General features: G+C 37.3%; 17 protein-coding genes and 1 tRNA gene. 9 read left to right on the top strand and 9 right to left on the bottom strand.

Annotation, left to right across the window (positions count from 1 at the left end; all coding sequences use genetic code 11):
• Position 1: 1 nt before the first annotated feature.
• On the bottom strand, positions 2–1,822 hold the full coding sequence (locus DCC35_RS16930; protein WP_217495870.1) for a S9 family peptidase: 1,821 nt from the start codon (positions 1,820–1,822) through the stop codon (positions 2–4).
• Complete coding sequence (locus tag DCC35_RS21045; protein WP_217495869.1) at positions 1,822–2,385, bottom strand: TolB family protein; 564 nt, start codon at positions 2,383–2,385, stop codon at positions 1,822–1,824. The genes DCC35_RS16930 and DCC35_RS21045 overlap by 1 nt, the downstream gene beginning before the upstream one ends.
• A 219-nt stretch (positions 2,386–2,604) precedes the next feature.
• On the opposite strand from DCC35_RS21045, the gene ric reads away from it, so the two are divergent.
• The 9 genes from ric to DCC35_RS16890 all read left to right on the top strand — a co-directional run bounded on the left by ric (position 2,605) and on the right by DCC35_RS16890 (position 9,695).
• Positions 2,605–3,312 (top strand): iron-sulfur cluster repair di-iron protein, encoded by a 708-nt coding sequence (ric, locus tag DCC35_RS16925; RefSeq protein ID WP_137091920.1) that lies wholly within the window; start codon positions 2,605–2,607, stop codon positions 3,310–3,312.
• Between the two features lie 29 nt (positions 3,313–3,341).
• Complete coding sequence (locus DCC35_RS16920) at positions 3,342–3,815, top strand: c-type cytochrome (RefSeq protein ID WP_137091919.1); 474 nt, start codon at positions 3,342–3,344, stop codon at positions 3,813–3,815.
• 27 nt (positions 3,816–3,842) lie between these two features.
• A complete protein-coding gene (gene nosZ, locus DCC35_RS16915; RefSeq protein WP_137091918.1) occupies positions 3,843–5,804 on the top strand; it encodes a Sec-dependent nitrous-oxide reductase in 1,962 nt (653 codons plus the stop codon).
• Between the two features lie 67 nt (positions 5,805–5,871).
• Complete coding sequence (locus DCC35_RS16910; protein ID WP_137091917.1) at positions 5,872–6,453, top strand: hypothetical protein; 582 nt, start codon at positions 5,872–5,874, stop codon at positions 6,451–6,453.
• A 7-nt stretch (positions 6,454–6,460) separates the two neighbouring features.
• Positions 6,461–6,913: a nitrous oxide reductase accessory protein NosL gene (locus tag DCC35_RS16905; protein WP_137091916.1), complete on the top strand. Its 453-nt coding sequence runs from the start codon at positions 6,461–6,463 to the stop codon at positions 6,911–6,913.
• A 7-nt stretch (positions 6,914–6,920) separates the two neighbouring features.
• Entirely contained in the window at positions 6,921–8,153 is a 1,233-nt protein-coding gene (locus DCC35_RS16900; RefSeq protein WP_137091915.1) for a nitrous oxide reductase family maturation protein NosD, read from the top strand.
• Positions 8,150–8,554, top strand: a complete 405-nt coding sequence (locus DCC35_RS21355) for an ATP-binding cassette domain-containing protein (protein WP_246070069.1) — start codon at positions 8,150–8,152, stop codon at positions 8,552–8,554. Before DCC35_RS16900 ends, DCC35_RS21355 begins: the two co-directional genes overlap by 4 nt.
• Positions 8,555–8,571: 17 nt before the next feature.
• On the top strand, positions 8,572–8,916 hold the full coding sequence (locus DCC35_RS21350; RefSeq protein ID WP_246070067.1) for an AAA family ATPase: 345 nt from the start codon (positions 8,572–8,574) through the stop codon (positions 8,914–8,916).
• Positions 8,913–9,695 carry an ABC transporter permease gene (locus DCC35_RS16890; protein ID WP_137091914.1) on the top strand — a complete coding sequence of 261 codons (783 nt, stop codon included), beginning with the start codon at positions 8,913–8,915 and terminating at the stop codon, positions 9,693–9,695. The genes DCC35_RS21350 and DCC35_RS16890 overlap by 4 nt, the downstream gene beginning before the upstream one ends.
• Positions 9,696–9,722: 27 nt before the next feature.
• On the opposite strand, the gene DCC35_RS16885 is transcribed toward DCC35_RS16890, so the two are convergent.
• From DCC35_RS16885 to DCC35_RS16855, 7 genes are all read right to left on the bottom strand, one after another.
• On the bottom strand, positions 9,723–10,343 hold the full coding sequence (locus DCC35_RS16885; RefSeq protein ID WP_217495868.1) for a Crp/Fnr family transcriptional regulator: 621 nt from the start codon (positions 10,341–10,343) through the stop codon (positions 9,723–9,725).
• Positions 10,344–10,465: 122 nt separating this feature from the next.
• Complete coding sequence (locus DCC35_RS16880) at positions 10,466–13,021, bottom strand: adenosylcobalamin-dependent ribonucleoside-diphosphate reductase (RefSeq protein WP_137091913.1); 2,556 nt, start codon at positions 13,019–13,021, stop codon at positions 10,466–10,468.
• A gap of 114 nt (positions 13,022–13,135) precedes the next feature.
• A complete protein-coding gene (locus tag DCC35_RS16875) occupies positions 13,136–14,413 on the bottom strand; it encodes a hypothetical protein (protein ID WP_137091912.1) in 1,278 nt (425 codons plus the stop codon).
• Positions 14,413–15,477 carry a hypothetical protein gene (locus tag DCC35_RS16870; protein ID WP_137091911.1) on the bottom strand — a complete coding sequence of 355 codons (1,065 nt, stop codon included), beginning with the start codon at positions 15,475–15,477 and terminating at the stop codon, positions 14,413–14,415. Before DCC35_RS16870 ends, DCC35_RS16875 begins: the two co-directional genes overlap by 1 nt.
• Positions 15,478–15,590: 113 nt before the next feature.
• Positions 15,591–15,672, bottom strand: a tRNA-Leu gene (locus DCC35_RS16865).
• A gap of 68 nt (positions 15,673–15,740) precedes the next feature.
• Positions 15,741–16,031, bottom strand: coding sequence for a putative quinol monooxygenase (locus tag DCC35_RS16860; RefSeq protein ID WP_137091910.1), 291 nt, complete (start codon positions 16,029–16,031; stop codon positions 15,741–15,743).
• Between the two features lie 44 nt (positions 16,032–16,075).
• Positions 16,076–17,293, bottom strand: a complete 1,218-nt coding sequence (locus DCC35_RS16855; RefSeq protein WP_137091909.1) for a hypothetical protein — start codon at positions 17,291–17,293, stop codon at positions 16,076–16,078.
• Between the last annotated feature and the right edge of the window lie 39 nt (positions 17,294–17,332).

Below are 17,332 nucleotides of genomic sequence, written 5' to 3'. Positions count from 1 at the left end.
ATTATTTTTTATCTAACAGATGCTTTTGAAATAACTTATATATTCTAGTGTATTCGTCTGTCCAACTGGCTGCCTCCTTAAACCCATGAGGTTCAACCGGGTAATAAGCTGTTTCCCAGCCATGCTTTCCGAGTTCAATCAGCCTTTGGGATAATCTAATTACATCCTGAGGCTGGACATTATCATCTTGTAACCCATGAAGAATTAATAAAGGATCGTTCAGGTTTTCTGCAAAATATATTGGAGAACTTCTTCTGTATGCTTTTGGATCCTCAATGGGTGTATTTAAAATGTTAGAAGTATAGCCATGATTATAATGAGCCCAGTCGGTAACCGACCTAATTGCGGCTCCTGCATTAAATGTCTCTGATGCATTAAAAAGGGCCATCAATGTGATAAATCCACCATAAGACCCTCCATAAATCCCGACCTTTTCCGGGTCAATGCCATGTTCTTCAATTAAAAATTCAGCTCCGTCCACCTGGTCTGATAAATCTTTTCCACCCATATGCCTGTAAATGGCAGTTCGCCATTCTTCACCATAACCTGCACTTCCACGATAATCAATATCTAAAACTGTATATCCATTGTCAGCAAGGAAATTGTGGAACATATATTCTCTGAAGTATGATGACCACCAATGATGTACATTTTGAAGATATCCTGCTCCGTGAACGAAGATTACTGCTGCCCCGTTTTTATTGTCTTCTTCAGGAATATAGATTCTTGCCGGAACTTCTTCACCATCATCTGCTGTAAAGGTGATGATCTCAGGTGCTCTCCATGTATATTGGTTAAATTCTTCAGTAGTACTTTCTGTAATTCTTTCCATTTCTTTGCCAGCCTTAAAAGGCATAAGGTATAAATCCCATGGTTTATTAGAATAACTGTAACGTACAGCCAGCCATTTTTCATCCGGGGAAACAGTAACTTCATAATTTCCCTGGCCGGTGGTAACTTGTTCAAGTTCACCTCCTTCAACAGGCATCGTAAAGAAGTGGTGGTCGAATGGACTTATTTTATTAGCTGTTATAAAGAATGTTTCTTTGTCGTTGGAAAGGTTTGCTTTTAAAACCTCCCATGATCCGGAAGTTAACTGCTTTTTTTCTTTCGAATTAATGTTGATAGTATACAAATGTGAAAAACCAGTTTCTTCAGACTGATAGTAAAGAACTTCAGGATTATTAGTAAAGCCAATATTGCCAGGGTAATAGTTCCATGAACTAATTCCGGGACCTCCTACCCATGCATCATTGTGTTCTCTTTGCAGAAGGTCCAGGTCGCCGGTTTCCAGATCTGCTTTCATTATCCATCTGTCTTTATTGTCTTCGGATCTGTAGACTACCACAGCTTCATTATTCTCATTAAATAAAAGATCTACCAGAACCACATCTCTAGGGTCATCATATTTTTCATTGTAATCTTCCTCATCATGATATTCCTTGAGAAATTCAGGTTTTTCATAAATACCCGGTAGCTGCTTTGTATCAAAGGTGAATGTAGTGTCTCTTTCTCTATCATAAATATATGTTTGAAATGAACTTAACGGACTACCTACTTTTGGCCTGGCATTATATTCCCTGGTGTAACCAGTTTCATTAACGAAGTCCATCATTTTAGTAGATTTAGCTTGAGCTCGTTCATAAAGCGAGTAACCGATAAAGCGTGTATCAGGGGAAACCTTAAATGAGGTGATTCTCTTTTTTCCTATATAGATTGTTTTTGGTCTTTCCGGACCTGATTTTTCAGATCGCTGTTCTCTTAAATTCTTTTTGGCTAAGCTTTGTGTTACCGTATTGAATAATGCCTCTTCCTCAGCCATTAAAATCCTTCTTGTTCAGTATTTTCAGATTCTTTTTTTTCACTTCCAGACTTAAGGTCCGTTAACTGCGTAGTAGTACCTGATTCTAAATTCCAAGAAAATAAATTATTTCCTCTTCTATAGATTATAGATTTTTCATCTCCGGAAAATTCCGGTCCAGTTTCGGTACTGACAGTATTAGTAACCTGGATTAAATTTTCTTTATCAACATCAAATAAATAAATGTCTCCATTTTTGCTATATACCTTTCTTGAATGCTCTTTATTCCATTCTCCTGTTTCCGGAATCAGTGAATAATCTTCCGGTACAATCTTTATTATTTTATCCTCATCAAGATCATAATAGTATTGGTCTGATAATAAATTTTTCTCAGGGTTCCATTCGAAATGTATTCTTTTACTATCGTTTGACCATCGGATGTTTTCAGGCTGAAAACCAACAAAATTTTCACCCTTCATGAAGTCTTCAATTTTTAATGCTGAAGTGCTTTCATAAGGCTCAGTTTGGGCATGAATTCCAATGGATACTAATAGGAAAAGTAGGGTTAAGGCTTGTTTAAACATGTTTCCGTGTGATTAATACAGATTATAAAACTTATCTAAGTGAAAATGTTTGTCAAAATGCGATTTGATTCAATCAAATGCAAGTTTTTTACATGGATTAAACAAGTCTTAATGGTCATAAAAACTCGGAGAAAGCTGTTTTTGTAATATGATTTGAATCATAAAATAATGGAGAACTGGTGATGAAATTTGTGGTATAACAAAAGAAAAAATCATCCCATGCAAAATTTTATTGATTCAACAGTCGCGGAAATTGTTGCAGATAACTACAAGTATGCAGAGATCTTCAAAAAGTATCAAATTGACTTTTGTTGTAAGGGAAATATACCTTTAAAGGATGCTTGTGATAAACAATCTGTTAGTCCTGATCAGGTGATTAAAGACCTTTCTGAGGTAACTGAAAGACCTTCTGAATATCCTGATTATTCAGAATGGAATACTGTCAAATTAATAGAACACATAGTTAATGTTCATCATTCCTATGTAAAGGAAGCAATTCCTCTTTTGATAGAATTTTCCTGGAAAGTAGCCCGGGTTCATGGTCATGCTCACCCTGAGACTATAACCATCCATAGACTTATCAAAAAGCTTGCGGACGATCTTATTACCCATCTGTATAAAGAAGAACAGATAATATTTCCTTCTATGCTATATCGCCATAACCTGCTTCAATCGATTTGGGATTCTAAACCTTCGGATGAGGTAACATATACAGATCCTCTGGAGGTAATGCATGAAGAGCATGAGACTGCGGGAGACATTATTCATTCAATTTCTGAATTAAGTAATGGCTACCAGGCTCCCGAAGATGCTTGTGCAACCTTCAAAGTACTATATCAAAAACTGGAAGAATTTGAAAAGGACCTGAATACTCATATCCACCTGGAAAACAATGTGTTGTTTCCAAAATTCTTCAATGGCAACTGAAAAGATTAAAAACTCTAAATATAAAAGCAATGAAAATAAATAGTTTAATAGCACTGGTTTTAATGCTGATAATTTCTGCCTGTGGTGGCGATTCAAATCATCAAAAATCTGAGGAATCTTCCGGAGAAGTTCAGTCCATGATTTCTGAACCTGAGGATCCAATGGAAAACTGGCAGGATAACAAGGGTATCGGTCCTGTAAGTTCTGTGGAATTGGGAGAAATAGATCCTGAAATTGCAGCTGAAGGACAAAAGCTTTACGAAGAACTTTGTACTGCCTGCCATAAAGTAAATAAGAAATTTATCGGTCCTTCTCCTAAGGGATTATTAGACCGAAGGACACCAGAGTGGGCAATGAACATGATGTTGAATCCGGAGGAAATGATTCAGAAGGATCCAATAGCCAAGCAACTCTTAATTGAGGCCAATGGCGCTCCAATGGCCAATCAAAATCTCACCAGAGATCAGGCCAGGAAAATCTTAGAATACATTCGAACACTCTGATAACCTTAATTATTAACGTTAAGTATTATGAAAAATACCTTCTCAATATTGCTGTCATTTATATTTCTGATCTTTTTGGCTGCTTGTGGTAACTCAGGAGACAAAAAGGATTCAGGAATGATGAATACCGGGGATGCGGCACAAAAAGTGTATGTAGCCCCTGGAGAATATGATGAATTTTACGCTTTTATGTCTGGTGGTTTTAGTGGGCAGATAAGCGTTTACGGCCTCCCTTCGGGTAGGTTGTTGAAGGTGATACCTGTTTTCTCACAAGATGCTGAAAAAGGATATGGCTACAATGAGGAAACAAAACCGATGCTAAACACCTCATACGGTTTTGTGCCATGGGATGATGCTCACCACCCTGAGTTATCTCAAACTGATGGTGTGCCTGATGGAAGGTGGATCTTCATTAATGGAAATAATACACCTCGTATAGCCAGGGTTGACCTTACAACCTTTGAAACTACTGAGATTATCGAAATTCCAAATAGTGGAGGTAATCACAGTTCCCCATTTATTACCGAAAATTCAGAATATGTAGTAGCGGGTACACGATTTAGTGTTCCTTTCCCTCAAAAGGACGTACCGATCGATTCATATAAAGAGAATTTCAAAGGTGCATTGACCTACATTAAAGCCGATGAACCCGGGAATATGGACGTATCCTTCCAAATTCTCGTTCCGGGTTATGATTATGATCTGGCTCACTCAGGAAAAGGTAAATCACATGGGTGGACCTTTTTTACCACTTATAATACAGAGGAAAGTCATACTTTAAAAGAAGTAAATGCTTCTCAAAACGATAAGGACTTTATCGCTGCGGTAAACTGGAAGAAGGCAGAAGAATACCTGGAACAAGGAAAGGGTAAAAAAATGCCATCGGACTACATACATAATTACTATGATGAGGAAACTCATACAGCAACTTCTACTGAGAAAAAGGAAGTGACTGTTTTGATACCATCAGAATGCCCCGGTTTAATATACTATTTACCAACTCCTAAATCGCCCCATGGTGTGGATGTTGATCCAACTGGTGAATACATCGTTGGTAACGGAAAATTATCTGCTGACCTGACAGTTCACTCTTTTAGTAAAATGCTCACTGCAATCGAAAATGAAGAATTCGAAGGTGAAGTAGATGGAATTCCAATTTTAAAATTAGACGCAGTTAGTGCCGGAACAGTTTCTAGTGGAGGATTAGGACCATTGCATACTGAGTTTGATGGTAAAGGAAATGCATATACGACTTTCTTTATCTCTTCTGAAGTAGTGAAATGGAAATTAGGAACCTGGGAAGTGCTTGATCGTGCGCCATGCTACTATTCTGTGGGTCACTTAATGATCCCTGGTGGTGATTCAAAAAGTCCATGGGGTAAATATCTTGTCGCTTTAAATAAAATTACTAAAGACAGATATCTGCCTACCGGACCTGAAATGAACCATTCAGCTCAATTGTATGACATTTCAGGTGATAAAATGGAGTTGATATTAGATTTTCCAACAATAGGAGAACCACATTATGCACAAGCTATTCCAGCCGATATAGTAATGGAAAACTCTAAAAAAATCTATCCAATCGAGGAGAATAAACACCCACATGCAGTGAAAAACGAAAAGGATGTGCGTGTTGAACGAGATGGTAATGTAGTCAGGGTTTATTTAACCTCAATACGAAGCCACTTCAATCCGGATAACATTGAAGGAATCAAAGTAGGGGATAAGGTCTATTTTCATTTGACGAACCTGGAACAGGATTGGGACACTCCTCATGGATTGAGCATAATGGGAGCCAGAAATGCAGAGCTTCTTGTAATGCCGGGCCAAACTGAAACTCTGGTGTGGGAACCACAGAAAGCAGGTATTTATCCTTTCTACTGCACAGATTTCTGCTCTGCCTTACACCAGGAAATGCAAGGATATATCAGAGTTTCTCCAAAAGGAGCTGATGTACCTATAAAGTGGTCGCTTGACGGCGAAGAATGATTTGGTTAATTGGATAAAAAGAGGTCGCGCTTTTTTGCGGCCTCTTCCATACTAAAGAACAAAACTGATGAATGTACGAGCAAAAATAATCATGAGTATTTCAGCATTAGCCCTGCTTTTGCTGTTCGTAACACCTCTTTGGAGAATAACTCTTGAAGCTCCACAATATCCTGATGGTGTCACAATGTATATCTGGATAAATAAAATTACCGGAGATACACCACACACTCTACAGAATATAAATATCCTGAATCATTATGTCGGAATGAAATATATAGAGCCTGACTCTATTCCTGAATTAAAGTACTTTCCATTTATCATCGGTGCAATGAGTTTGCTGGGCTTAGTGGTAGCCTGGATTGGTAAAAGATCCTTGGTTTTAACCTGGTTGATCATACTTGTCGTTCTATGTGGCCTTGGTTTGTATGATTTCTATTTATGGGAATATGATTATGGCCATAATCTTGACCCTAAGGCTCCAATTAAAGTGCCAGGCATGTCATATCAGCCTCCTTTGTTTGGGTCTAAAATGTTATTGAACTTCAAAGCAGATTCATACCCATACTGGGGAGGACTTTGGCTGGGACTTTCAATAATTCTTGCAGCTTTATCGTGGTATTTAGCTGGCGTTTTCAAAAAGACTAAATAATAAACGTATGAAATATCCAATTAACCTATCGATATTTATCCTCATTTTTTTATTTAGCTGTACTCCAAAACCTCAACCGATTAATTACGGGGAAGACGGTTGTCATTATTGTAAAATGACAATAGTTGATTCGAGGTATGCTGCAGAAGCAGTAACGAGTAAATCAAAAGTCTATAAGTTTGATGCAGTCGAGTGTCTTCTGAACTTTATTAATGAAAATGGTGATACAGAATTTTCCTTAAAGTTGATATCTCCATTTGATTCCGAAGGCCTGACCAGTGCCGAATCATGTGTTTACTTGCGTACTCCCGAATTACCCAGCCCCATGGGTGAGTACCTAAATGGCTTGTCTGATCATGAATTTGCTGAAGAGCTTCAGGAAAAACATGGCGGTGAAATTTATACCTGGAATGAGTTGTTAAAAAAGTTTGGCAGCTTGCCAGAAATGAACATCAACTGATCAGGTTATGAAAAATTTATTGATGCTTTTTATCCTGATTACCGGAACTATCAATTTGCATTCGCAAAAATTAAAGGTATGTCCGGATTGTCCTTATACTTCTATTAAAGAGGCGATAAAATTATCTTCTCCATATGACACAATTATTGTAAAAAGCGGTGTTTACAAAGAGGGGAATATTACGATAGAAAAGCCTTTATATATTATTGGTGAAGATTATCCGGTAATAGATGGTGAGTCTGAATTTGAGATTTTCACAATAAAATCTGATAGTGTTACCCTTCAGGGACTTAAACTTATAAATGTTGGGGTAAGCTACACTAAAGATCTTGCTGCTATTAATATTATCAATAGTGACTTCGTCAATATTAAAGGTAACATTCTGGAAAATAGCTTTTTCGGAGTTTACTATCAGAAATCGTCTTATGGTACGATTGAAGGTAATGTGATTAAGGGTAATGCAGTTAAAGAAATTTCCTCCGGAAATGCCATACACCTGTGGCATTGTGATAATATGCAAATCATTCATAACCAGGTAAAAAATCATCGGGACGGCATTTACCTTGAGTTTGTCGATAGTAGTCGGATCGTGAATAACATAAGCGAAGGAAACCTGAGATACGGCCTCCATTTCATGTTCTCAAATTGGGATGATTATATATCCAATGTTCTCCGTGATAATGGTGCCGGAGTGGCAGTAATGTTCTCAAAATTCATCATAATGGAAGATAATCTATTTGAAAAAAACTGGGGAACGACTTCTTATGGCTTGCTTCTAAAAGAAATTTACGATGCTGAAATTATCAATAACAAATTTTATAAAAACACCATTGGTATTTATGGTGAAAGTGCTACCCGAATAAAGATCAGCAATAATGAATTTCATCAAAATGGCTGGGCGTTAAAAATCCTTGGTAGCTGCATGGATAACGAAGTGGTATCAAATAATTTCATTGGTAATACCTTTGATGTTACCACCAATAGCTCCAGGAATTATAACATTTACCAGGGTAATTACTGGGATGAATATACTGGTTACGACCTGAATAAAGATGGATATGGAGATGTTCCGTACCGTCCTGTAAGCTTGTTTTCTCATGTGATCACTAAGTCTGAATCTTCCATAATCTTATTAAGAAGCTTATTCGTTGATCTGCTCAATTATGCTGAGAAAGTTACCCCGGTATTTACTCCGGAAAGTTTAAAAGATGAATCACCTAAAATGAAACCAATACAATGATCGAGCTCAAAAATATATATAAAGCATATAAAAAGGTCCCGGTTTTAAAAGGAGTGAGCCTTAAAATGGAAAAAGGAGGGGTCTATGCTGTTCTCGGACCAAACGGATCGGGAAAAACTACCCTGATGAAATGTATACTCGGAATGGTTCTGCCTGATGAAGGAGACGTCTTTGTTGGTGGAGAGGCCGTAATCAGAAAGCATTTATATCGAGAAAACATTGGTTACCTCCCTCAAATAGCCAGGTTTCCGGATAACTTAAAGGTCGAAGAGTTATTTAAAATGATCTCCGACCTTCGTGGGCAAAAAGGAAAGTCAGAAGACCTGATCAAACGATTCGGTCTGGAGAAATATCTGTCTTATAAACTTAGTTCGCTTTCCGGGGGACCAGGCAAAAGGTGAACCTGGTTATTTGTTTCATGTTTGATGCACAATATATCTTACTTGATGAGCCTACTTCCGGGCTTGACCCCGTAGCGATGATCGCTTTGAGAAAACTGATTGAGGAAAAGAAGCAGGAAGGGAAGATAATTATTTTAACGACTCACATTATGGATGTAGTTGAAAAAATGGCTGATGAAATCATTTTTTTAATGGAAGGTAAGATTTACTTCCAGGGAGACCAGGACAAACTTGATGAGCTTACTGGTTCACAAGGTGTGGAAGCTTCTATCGCACAGCTTCTTTTAAAGGAGCAGAAAGGAAAAGAAGATTCATCTCAAAAAAACGGTTTTAGATTTAAATTAAACAAGGTAGGGCTATGAAACGGATCCTGAAATATAGCTTTTTCGATATGATCAGAAGCAGATGGAGCATCTTCTATTTTCTGTTTTTTCTGATTACATCTTCTTCTTTACTATACATGAGTAATGATTCTTCAAGAGCTCTTGCCAGCCTGATGAATATTGTAATTATCCTTTGTCCGCTTATCGGAACGCTCTTTGGAGTGATGTATTATTATAATTCAAAAGACTTTATCGAACTATTACTGGCTCAGCCTATAAAAAGACGGGATATTTTTCTCGGTGAGTATTTTGGGTTAGCATTTTCCATTGTCATCAGTTTTATCGCTGGAATCACCATCCCGTTTATTTTCTATGGATTTGGTGGAGCCGATACCATACTTAATTTTCTGACTATTCTAATCGCAGGATCAATTTTAACTATGGCCTTCCTGGCAATTTCGTTTTTGGTGGCAATGAAAAATTCAAACAAGATAAAAGGATTTGGACTGGCCATTATCATCTGGTTGTTTATGGCCATTATTTATGATGGATTGTTTCTCATGTCATTATTTATATTTGAAGAATACCCTTTAGAAACTTTTTCACTGGCAATGACCGTGATTAACCCAATCGACCTGTGTCGCACATTAGTGATGTTACAGCTTGATATATCTGCTTTGCTGGGATATACAGGCGCAGTATTTAATAAGTTCTTTGGGACTTCCCTGGGGATAATCATTTCATTGTTTTTTTCCTTGCTTTGGGTTGCCGGTCCGGTATGGACAATTTCCTGGCAATGTAAAGCAAAGGATTTTTAATCTAACAGGCCTGGTACTTGATCGGTATCAGGCCAGTTCTTTTTCAGCTGGGTAAAAAACTTTTCTGTTGATGATTTGTAGCTTATTCTCCTTGGTCAGGGCTTTGATCGTTCTGATTACCGTTTCAACTCTTAATCCGGTCATATCTGCAATTTGCTGACGGGTAAAAGGAACTTCAAAAAATGGACAGTTTGCATTCTTTGATGACTTTTTTTGAAAATATTCAATGAGTGTCAGGATTCGGTGTTCAGGAGTGTTTGTTGAAATCTCCTTGGCAATCATAGCCTTAAACTGAAGACGCTGACTTAATAACGAACAGAATTTTAAATGCAGGTCAAAGTTTTCTTTGAGGAGGTTGAGGAAATTTTCTTTGGGGATTTTCCAAAGAACGGATTCTGTTACCGCTTCTGCATTAGAAGGATATTTAAAATCACCAAAAAGAGGCGGTTCACCAAAGCTTTCTCCTTCATGAAACATTCCCTGGATAAATTCAGTCCCTTCTTCATTGAAATTATTCATTTTGACTATTCCACTGGCAACCTGGTAAAAATGCGTTGCTTCGGATCTTTCTCTGAAAAGAATTTCACCTTTTTTGAATAAAATCGGTTTGGCACCGTATTTTTCTAATATTACTGGATTAATGATCATGAGTGTAAATTAATAACACACGCAGGGCATGGATATGACCTTCCTCATGATCTCAAATGATTGTTCTTATGATTATTGGGTGGGAATTAGGCTACCAGTTTTAAACTGACAGCCTGGAAGGGTTAACCGCATTTACTATAACCGCAATTGTTACATAATAAGCATGATTCCTGATAGCTCATCGCAGGTGATTTACAATTCGGACATAAATTATCAGTTGGTATGGTACCATCAGGAATGAATTGTAGCAGAGCACGTTTAACCCCGTTTTTCCATGTGTTTAGTGTAGGGGCATCAAGGTAGAGGTCATCAATCATCTCTACAGCATATTTTAGTGGCATACCATGGCGTAAAACACCACTGATTAATTTTGCATAGTTCCAGTACTCTTCATTAAATGTCCTGGATAAACCTTCGATCGTTACCTTATACCCGTCGGCATCCAAATACTGGAAGTCATACCTGTTTTTGCCGTTTTTTCCTTTGGTTTTTATTACTCTGCCCTTTTTGACTTTAGATAAAATTGAAAAAGAGTCATCAGCTCTACCTGTGAATATCTCGTAAGGCTTATTGTTTAATAAACCGACAACTGCCACCCATTTTTCGTCATTATTCAGAAACTGAATGACAGAAGCATCAAGAATTTCAGGTCTTTTTGGAGCTATCGTCTCCTGGAAGTCTGTTGATTTTTTACTTTCATCGCTAACCAGGATTCCAGATCTGCTGCCTTCCCGGTAAACTGTAATTCCTTTACATCCAGCTTCCCAGGCATCCATGTACAAACCGGATATCACTTCACGACTGGTTTTTTCCGGTAGGTTTACAGTCACGCTAATCGAATGATCAACCCATTTCTGTAATTTACCCTGTAGCTTAACCTTCGATTTCCAGTCGATGTGTTCACTGCTCGACTGCCTGTAGGGAGAATCTTTAATAAGCTTATCGAGATCTTTTGGTTTTAATTGAGTGATTTCTTCGTCTGTAAAGCCTTTGGAGCTTAACCAGTTTCTGAATTTGTGATGAATGATTGCAAATTCTTCGTACTTATCTCCATTTTCATCGGTGAAGTATTGCTTTCCTGTGACTTCTGATGAATCATTGACCTTTTTTCTCCTGGTATAGTAAATTCGAAACACCGGTTCTATACCTGAGGTAGTCTGTGTTAAAAGACTGGTCGATCCGGTAGGTGCAATGGTAAGCATGGCGATATTCCTTCGGCCAAATTTCTTCATTCCTTCTATAACCTCGGGGGCTTCATCTTTTATCCTGTTTAAAAACGGATGATCCTTCTCTAAATTTTCATCATAGACCGGGAAGGCTCCTCTTTCTTCAGCGAGTTTCACGGAACTGGAATATGCAGAAAGAGCCAGAGTTTTTTGAACTTTTTCCGCCAGGATGATGGAAGCTTCTGATCCGTATTGAATACCCAATCCGGCAAGCATATCACCAAGGCCTGTTACTCCCAGTCCGGTACGTCTGCCTTTCGCTGTTTTGTTCCTGATTTTAGTCCATAATTTCTTTTCCCTGTTTTTGTATTGATCAGGTTCCGGGTCTGACTCTATTTTTTTCAGGATGTTATCGACTTTTTCTAATTCAAGGTCTACAAGGTCATCCATTAATCTTAATGCCTTGTGAACATGATCTTTGAAGAGATCAAAATCAAAAGCTGCCTTTTCAGTAAAAGGCTCTTTTACATAACTATAAAGGTTTATAGCGAGTAACCGGCAGCTGTCATACGGGCATAACGGTATTTCACCACATGGATTAGTTGATGTAGTGGTGAAACCATGTTTGTGATACCTGTCAGGAAGTGATTCGCGTTGTACCGTATCCCAGAATATTACTCCGGGCTCGGCAGACTTCCAGGCACCTTCTATTATCTCGTCCCAGAGGTCTTCAGCTTTAATTTTCTTTGTCAGTTTAGGGTCTTCAGAATTTAAAGGAAATTGCTGAATATATTGAGTGTGGTCTTTTACTGCTTTAATAAACTCGTCATCTACTTTTAAGGAAATGTTTGCTCCTGTTACAGAAGTAGTATCCCTTTTGGCTTTTGTAAAATCAAGCGCATCTGGATGTTTTGAAGAAAGAGTTAGCATCAATGCACCCCGACGGCCTCCCTGGGCTACTTCTCTTGTTGAATTAGAAAATCGATGCATAAAAGGTACGATTCCCGTTGCAGTTAAAGCCGAATTGTGGACTTTACTGCCTTTTGGTCTTACGGAAGATAGATCTAATCCTACACCACCTCTTCTTTTCATCAATTGCACCAATTCTTCATCCAGACTCATTATTGCTCCATATGAATCAGCATCGTTTTCTACACCAATTACAAAGCAATTCGATAGCGATGAGATCTGGAAGTCATTCCCGATACCGGCCATCGGACTACCCTGTGGGATGATGTAATTGAAATTTTTTAACAAGGCATAAATCTCTTTTTCTTTTAATGGTGTCGGATATTTATTTTCAATTCTTGAGAACTCCCTGGCAATCCTTTTATGCATATTATCCGGAGTTCTTTCAAAATATTCACCCTCACCATTTTTTAGGGCATATTTATTTTTCCATACTTCCGCAGCCAGAGTATCTCCATTGAAATACTTTTTACTTGCTTCAGATACTTCAGGTTCAGGATATGATTTTAGTGATTCGTTTTCTATAGAAGTGGTAGATTTCATTATTGATGGTTTTATTTTCGTTAATCAGGAATTTTAAAGTTCAGCAAGGTAAATTCTCCCTCTCTTTCAGGAGTTAAATCTAAGACCTGTATCCACACTTTTATATGACTTGAATCATATTGGGCCAAGGCATTTTTCTTTCTTGTTTCCTTGTCTTTTATACGAAAATATAATGGAAGAGTGTTGAGAGATAAGCATGATAAAGATTGCAAAGGGGAAAAGGCAAGAGGCCCCAAAAATAAGGTCGAAATAGTAGGGGAGGGAATTAGAAAAATAAGCGCGATATAAACTCTCTCCAAAGAGCAATATTTCTGTAAATATAAATGCAGTAAAATAAATCAGGATACCAATTCTAAAATAAAGATTAGCGATAATTGATTTTTGAATTAAAAGGTAAGCAAATAATAATGGGGTTATCAAGCCCAAAAATACCAGGTGTAAATATCCGATGACCAATTCCCTGTATACCAATGCCAGCTCTGCAAAATATGGGAATGCAGTTAACAGCTGCAAAATACCTTTCAGCATTAAAATAACCAGTGAAATACTGATTAACAGGGTTGAACTGCGACCAAATTTAGTTCGGCTAGGTTTAACATTTCGAATTAATTCAGTGATAATCAATAAAAAGGCATATAGTTGAAGGATACCAGAAATCAGACTAATAGCATAAACATATATGTTTTTCCATACCCATGTCGTCGATAGAAAAAAAGATAGAAAACACGAAATGACCATTAAATAAAAAATCAATTTTAATTTCTTTTTGGAAAAATCAATTCCTCGTGAAGACAGAAAATAAATCAGAAGTCCAATAAGAATGAAAGTAAAAAAGCCATTGTACTGAAAATGAAGGTAGAAATAAATTGACAGGCTGTACCAATCCGATCCACCCATGTTATTAGCCATTAAATAACCCAGGGCAAAAGGTCCGATAGAAGAGATAATCATAAAAATAAAACCCCAGTAAATGAATTTTAGATCATAGGTACGACCTTTTTGAATTTTTGATTTGGTTTTTAAATAAAAGCGAATTGCGAATATTGTCGCCAAGACCATATGTAGGGTTGAAAAAATTATCGACCACAGAAAATAGCCTTTAATTGGGAAAGTGATCAGCATACCGACCACCGAAAATTGAATTGCCCAGAATAAACTTCTGAATTTGGAAATAGAACCGGGGAGCCATGTTTTAAGTAGTAAAATCATAATGGCAGAAAATACCCATCCCAGGAATGCTACGTGTGAATGTGCGTGCAGGATATATTTGTAAGTAACACAGGTAACGGGAGAAACAAACATAAGTCTTAATAAGCACCCGATTAATGCTACGATGAGCAGATGAAAGAAAGCAGTATAAACCCAGGATTTTGGAATTTCCGATTTATTCATTAAGAATTATCTTTTTGCTTAAGATAGGTCATAATACCAAGTGTAGCAAAAAACAGGAGTATCGCTGACCCGGAAACTATTCCTGAATAGATTCTAATTTCAGGAAGGTGAAAAAGATCTGAAATAGTTCTGGTAATCAGTGCGACCTCAAAAAGAATCAGGATTATGTAAAAAATTGGATTGAATTTAGGTGCCGCTACTTTTAAAAGTGGAGGAAAAATATGTGTTGCATGGGCAAAGATCATGGAAAAGACAAAGCCTAAGTAAAAGGTGTGGACCTTGGCATCATAATTAAATAGATCCATTTTATCAGATAGGAAAAGAATTCCGCTGATCCCCAGCCAGACATAACCGATAAGAAGGGTAATGCCAGAGAATCGATGCCATCCAGCTTTTTTTAAAGAGAAAATCGCCATATCAAACTTTAGTAACCAGAGAGAGGCTAGTATTAAAGTGATTCCAAAAACAATATTGCCGGAATTGTGAAATGGTATCATCAGGCTTAAAAGGAAAAGAACCAGGATTATCCATTTTAAAACAGATGCAGCTACAGATTTTTTTAAAAACTGACTAATAGCCAGGCGTTCGGCGAAAATTGTGAAAAATAAAAATCCGATCCACCAGGGCAGAGCCTGAGGGAACAATCCGGTTTTCATAATTAATACATTGCCCAATATCCAGCAGAGACCTCCCAGATTGAAGAAAATATCTGGTGTATTGAATTTCAGATAAATAGGGAAAATAATGGTCAAATAACCGATACTGGCGATTAATAGAAGAATCTGACCAATATTAGTTTGGCCTGTAAGAAGGAACACACCACTAATTCCAGCGATAATTGGAACGATCAATGAAATTTTATATCGACTTATCATTGCTCTTTCAAAAGAAAGTAAAGTTCCCAGGAAGCTTCCTGTCATAATAAGTCCATGAAGAGAAGCTGCAGAAAGAGATATCATGGGTAAAGAGTAACCCATACGTTGTAAGCCGGTCCAAATTCCTGTTATAAGGGCAATAAGACCTAGGGCGGGTATAATTCTTATTATGATATTTTTAAGGACCATTGGTTTTTTTTACAAAAATAGCGCCTAGGACCCTTACCTATTTATGACCTGGATCATAGAAAAAAGATGTGGAAGAATAAAAAAAAGCTACCGGAATATCCGATAGCTTTTAGTACCAAAGGAGGGAATCGAACCCTCACTCCCGAAGGAACACGAGTTTGAGTCGTGCGCGTCTACCAGTTCCGCCACTTTGGCTTGTTCGGGTTGCAAATCTGATTAAAGATTTTTAAAACGTCAAAACAAATCAAACAATTTTTGATCTGTTACTCTATTTTCTTTTTATAACTGTGAGCTTCAGGTTTGCCGTTAAACAATATTTTTGTTTTAGCCCATGTTGATTTGAAAAGTTCTGAATGTCGATACTTTTGTAAATGCAGATCACTTTCCCAGATACTATACGTTGAAAAAACATTCGGATGTTCAAGGTCCTGCATTAATTCAACATGCTGACATCCTTCGAAAGCCTTTATTTTATTCTGACTGGTCTTAAATATTTCAACAAACTCTTCCGTCTTTGAAGGTTCAAAGCTCATACGGACTATTCTTATTAGCATTTTTTGTTTTAAAGGTAATCCGTTAACCTGACAATATCATCAGTTTACCTGGCGTAAACCCTAAAAATATCTTCATCTTCACCTTTTACTCTTGAAGATAATTGTTCGGCTTTGAAGGATTTTAAACCAATTCCATTCAGTTTGAAGAGCTTTTTCTGATCTTTTTTACTTTGAATGAACCTCATCAGCCCGGTGAGCATTCCTGTCGTAAATAAATTGCTCAGGTCTTCATCCTCTATAAGCCTAGATCCGATCTGTGAATTTGATTCAAAATTATTAATACAGATAATAGAAAGCTCCGTGTTGTCCTTGTAGCTTTTGCGAATAAACTTTCCATAACCTAAGGCATTAACGAATGCTATTAAGCAATCTGCCATATCCTGATTTTTATGAATAGAATCAATTGTTAGTCCTTTCCATTCTGCAGACCTGTAGAGATGTTCGAAGAAATGAATAAACAGATCTGATATTAATCTATTATATCTTTTACATACCGGCATTCCTTCAGAGTCTGTTTTAGCTATTTCACAGATCAGGAAAGGGAAAAATGCCAGGTAATTGCTAAAAACTTTAACTAAGGAGTTATTTAAACACTGAATCTCGCCATTATGATCACCATAAAACGGAAGTGAGATAGCTGTCTCCGTGATCATATCGAAATGATTATTAACTGTAAATGAATTAGCTATTTGAAAACTACCCCATTCCGGAGAATTATAACAGTAAGGGTTCTCTTCACTTATTCTCTCAATTTTAAATGAGCAGAAACTGTCTCCTGCCGATTTGCAAGACACTTTTGAATAAGTAAAAGATTCTTCTTCCTCAAGATCATAAGCGGCACTTAGTCCTCCGCACAATACTCCCATGGCATAAGGATTGCTAAAAAAATCTTTATCGATCTCTTTATCAAAGCTCTTGCACAAGGTGGTTGAAATTATTTCGCCTCCTTTTTCTGAGATGGTTGATAATTCAACATTACCGAGCCCACTGTCTTTAAGGTATCTTGAGATAGTAAACTTTTTATCTGAAAAGCTGAATTCTTTGTCTTCGAAATATTTCACAAACATATTTCTCGACAATTCAGATGCAAAAGAGAAAAGCTTTTTGTTTATCTCATTCTTTTTACCCGTAGATTCGATCAGCTTTGCGGTTAATTCAAACCAGGCCTGATCAAGTATCACCACCGGCTCTGTAAGATGGGATAGATTTTGCTTTTCGTTAATTCTGTTGTCCTGAATGATATGTGAAAAAGTCTCTGACATAGTTATTTACTTAGCTTACGCAAATTTGTCTATCAGAGA

The sequence above is a fragment of the Mangrovivirga cuniculi genome, from assembly GCF_005166025.1.
GTDB classification, from domain to species: Bacteria; Bacteroidota; Bacteroidia; order Cytophagales; family Cyclobacteriaceae; genus Mangrovivirga; species Mangrovivirga cuniculi.
Note: the sequence above shows the minus strand (reverse complement) of the source record. Positions and strands in the feature narration are given on the sequence as shown.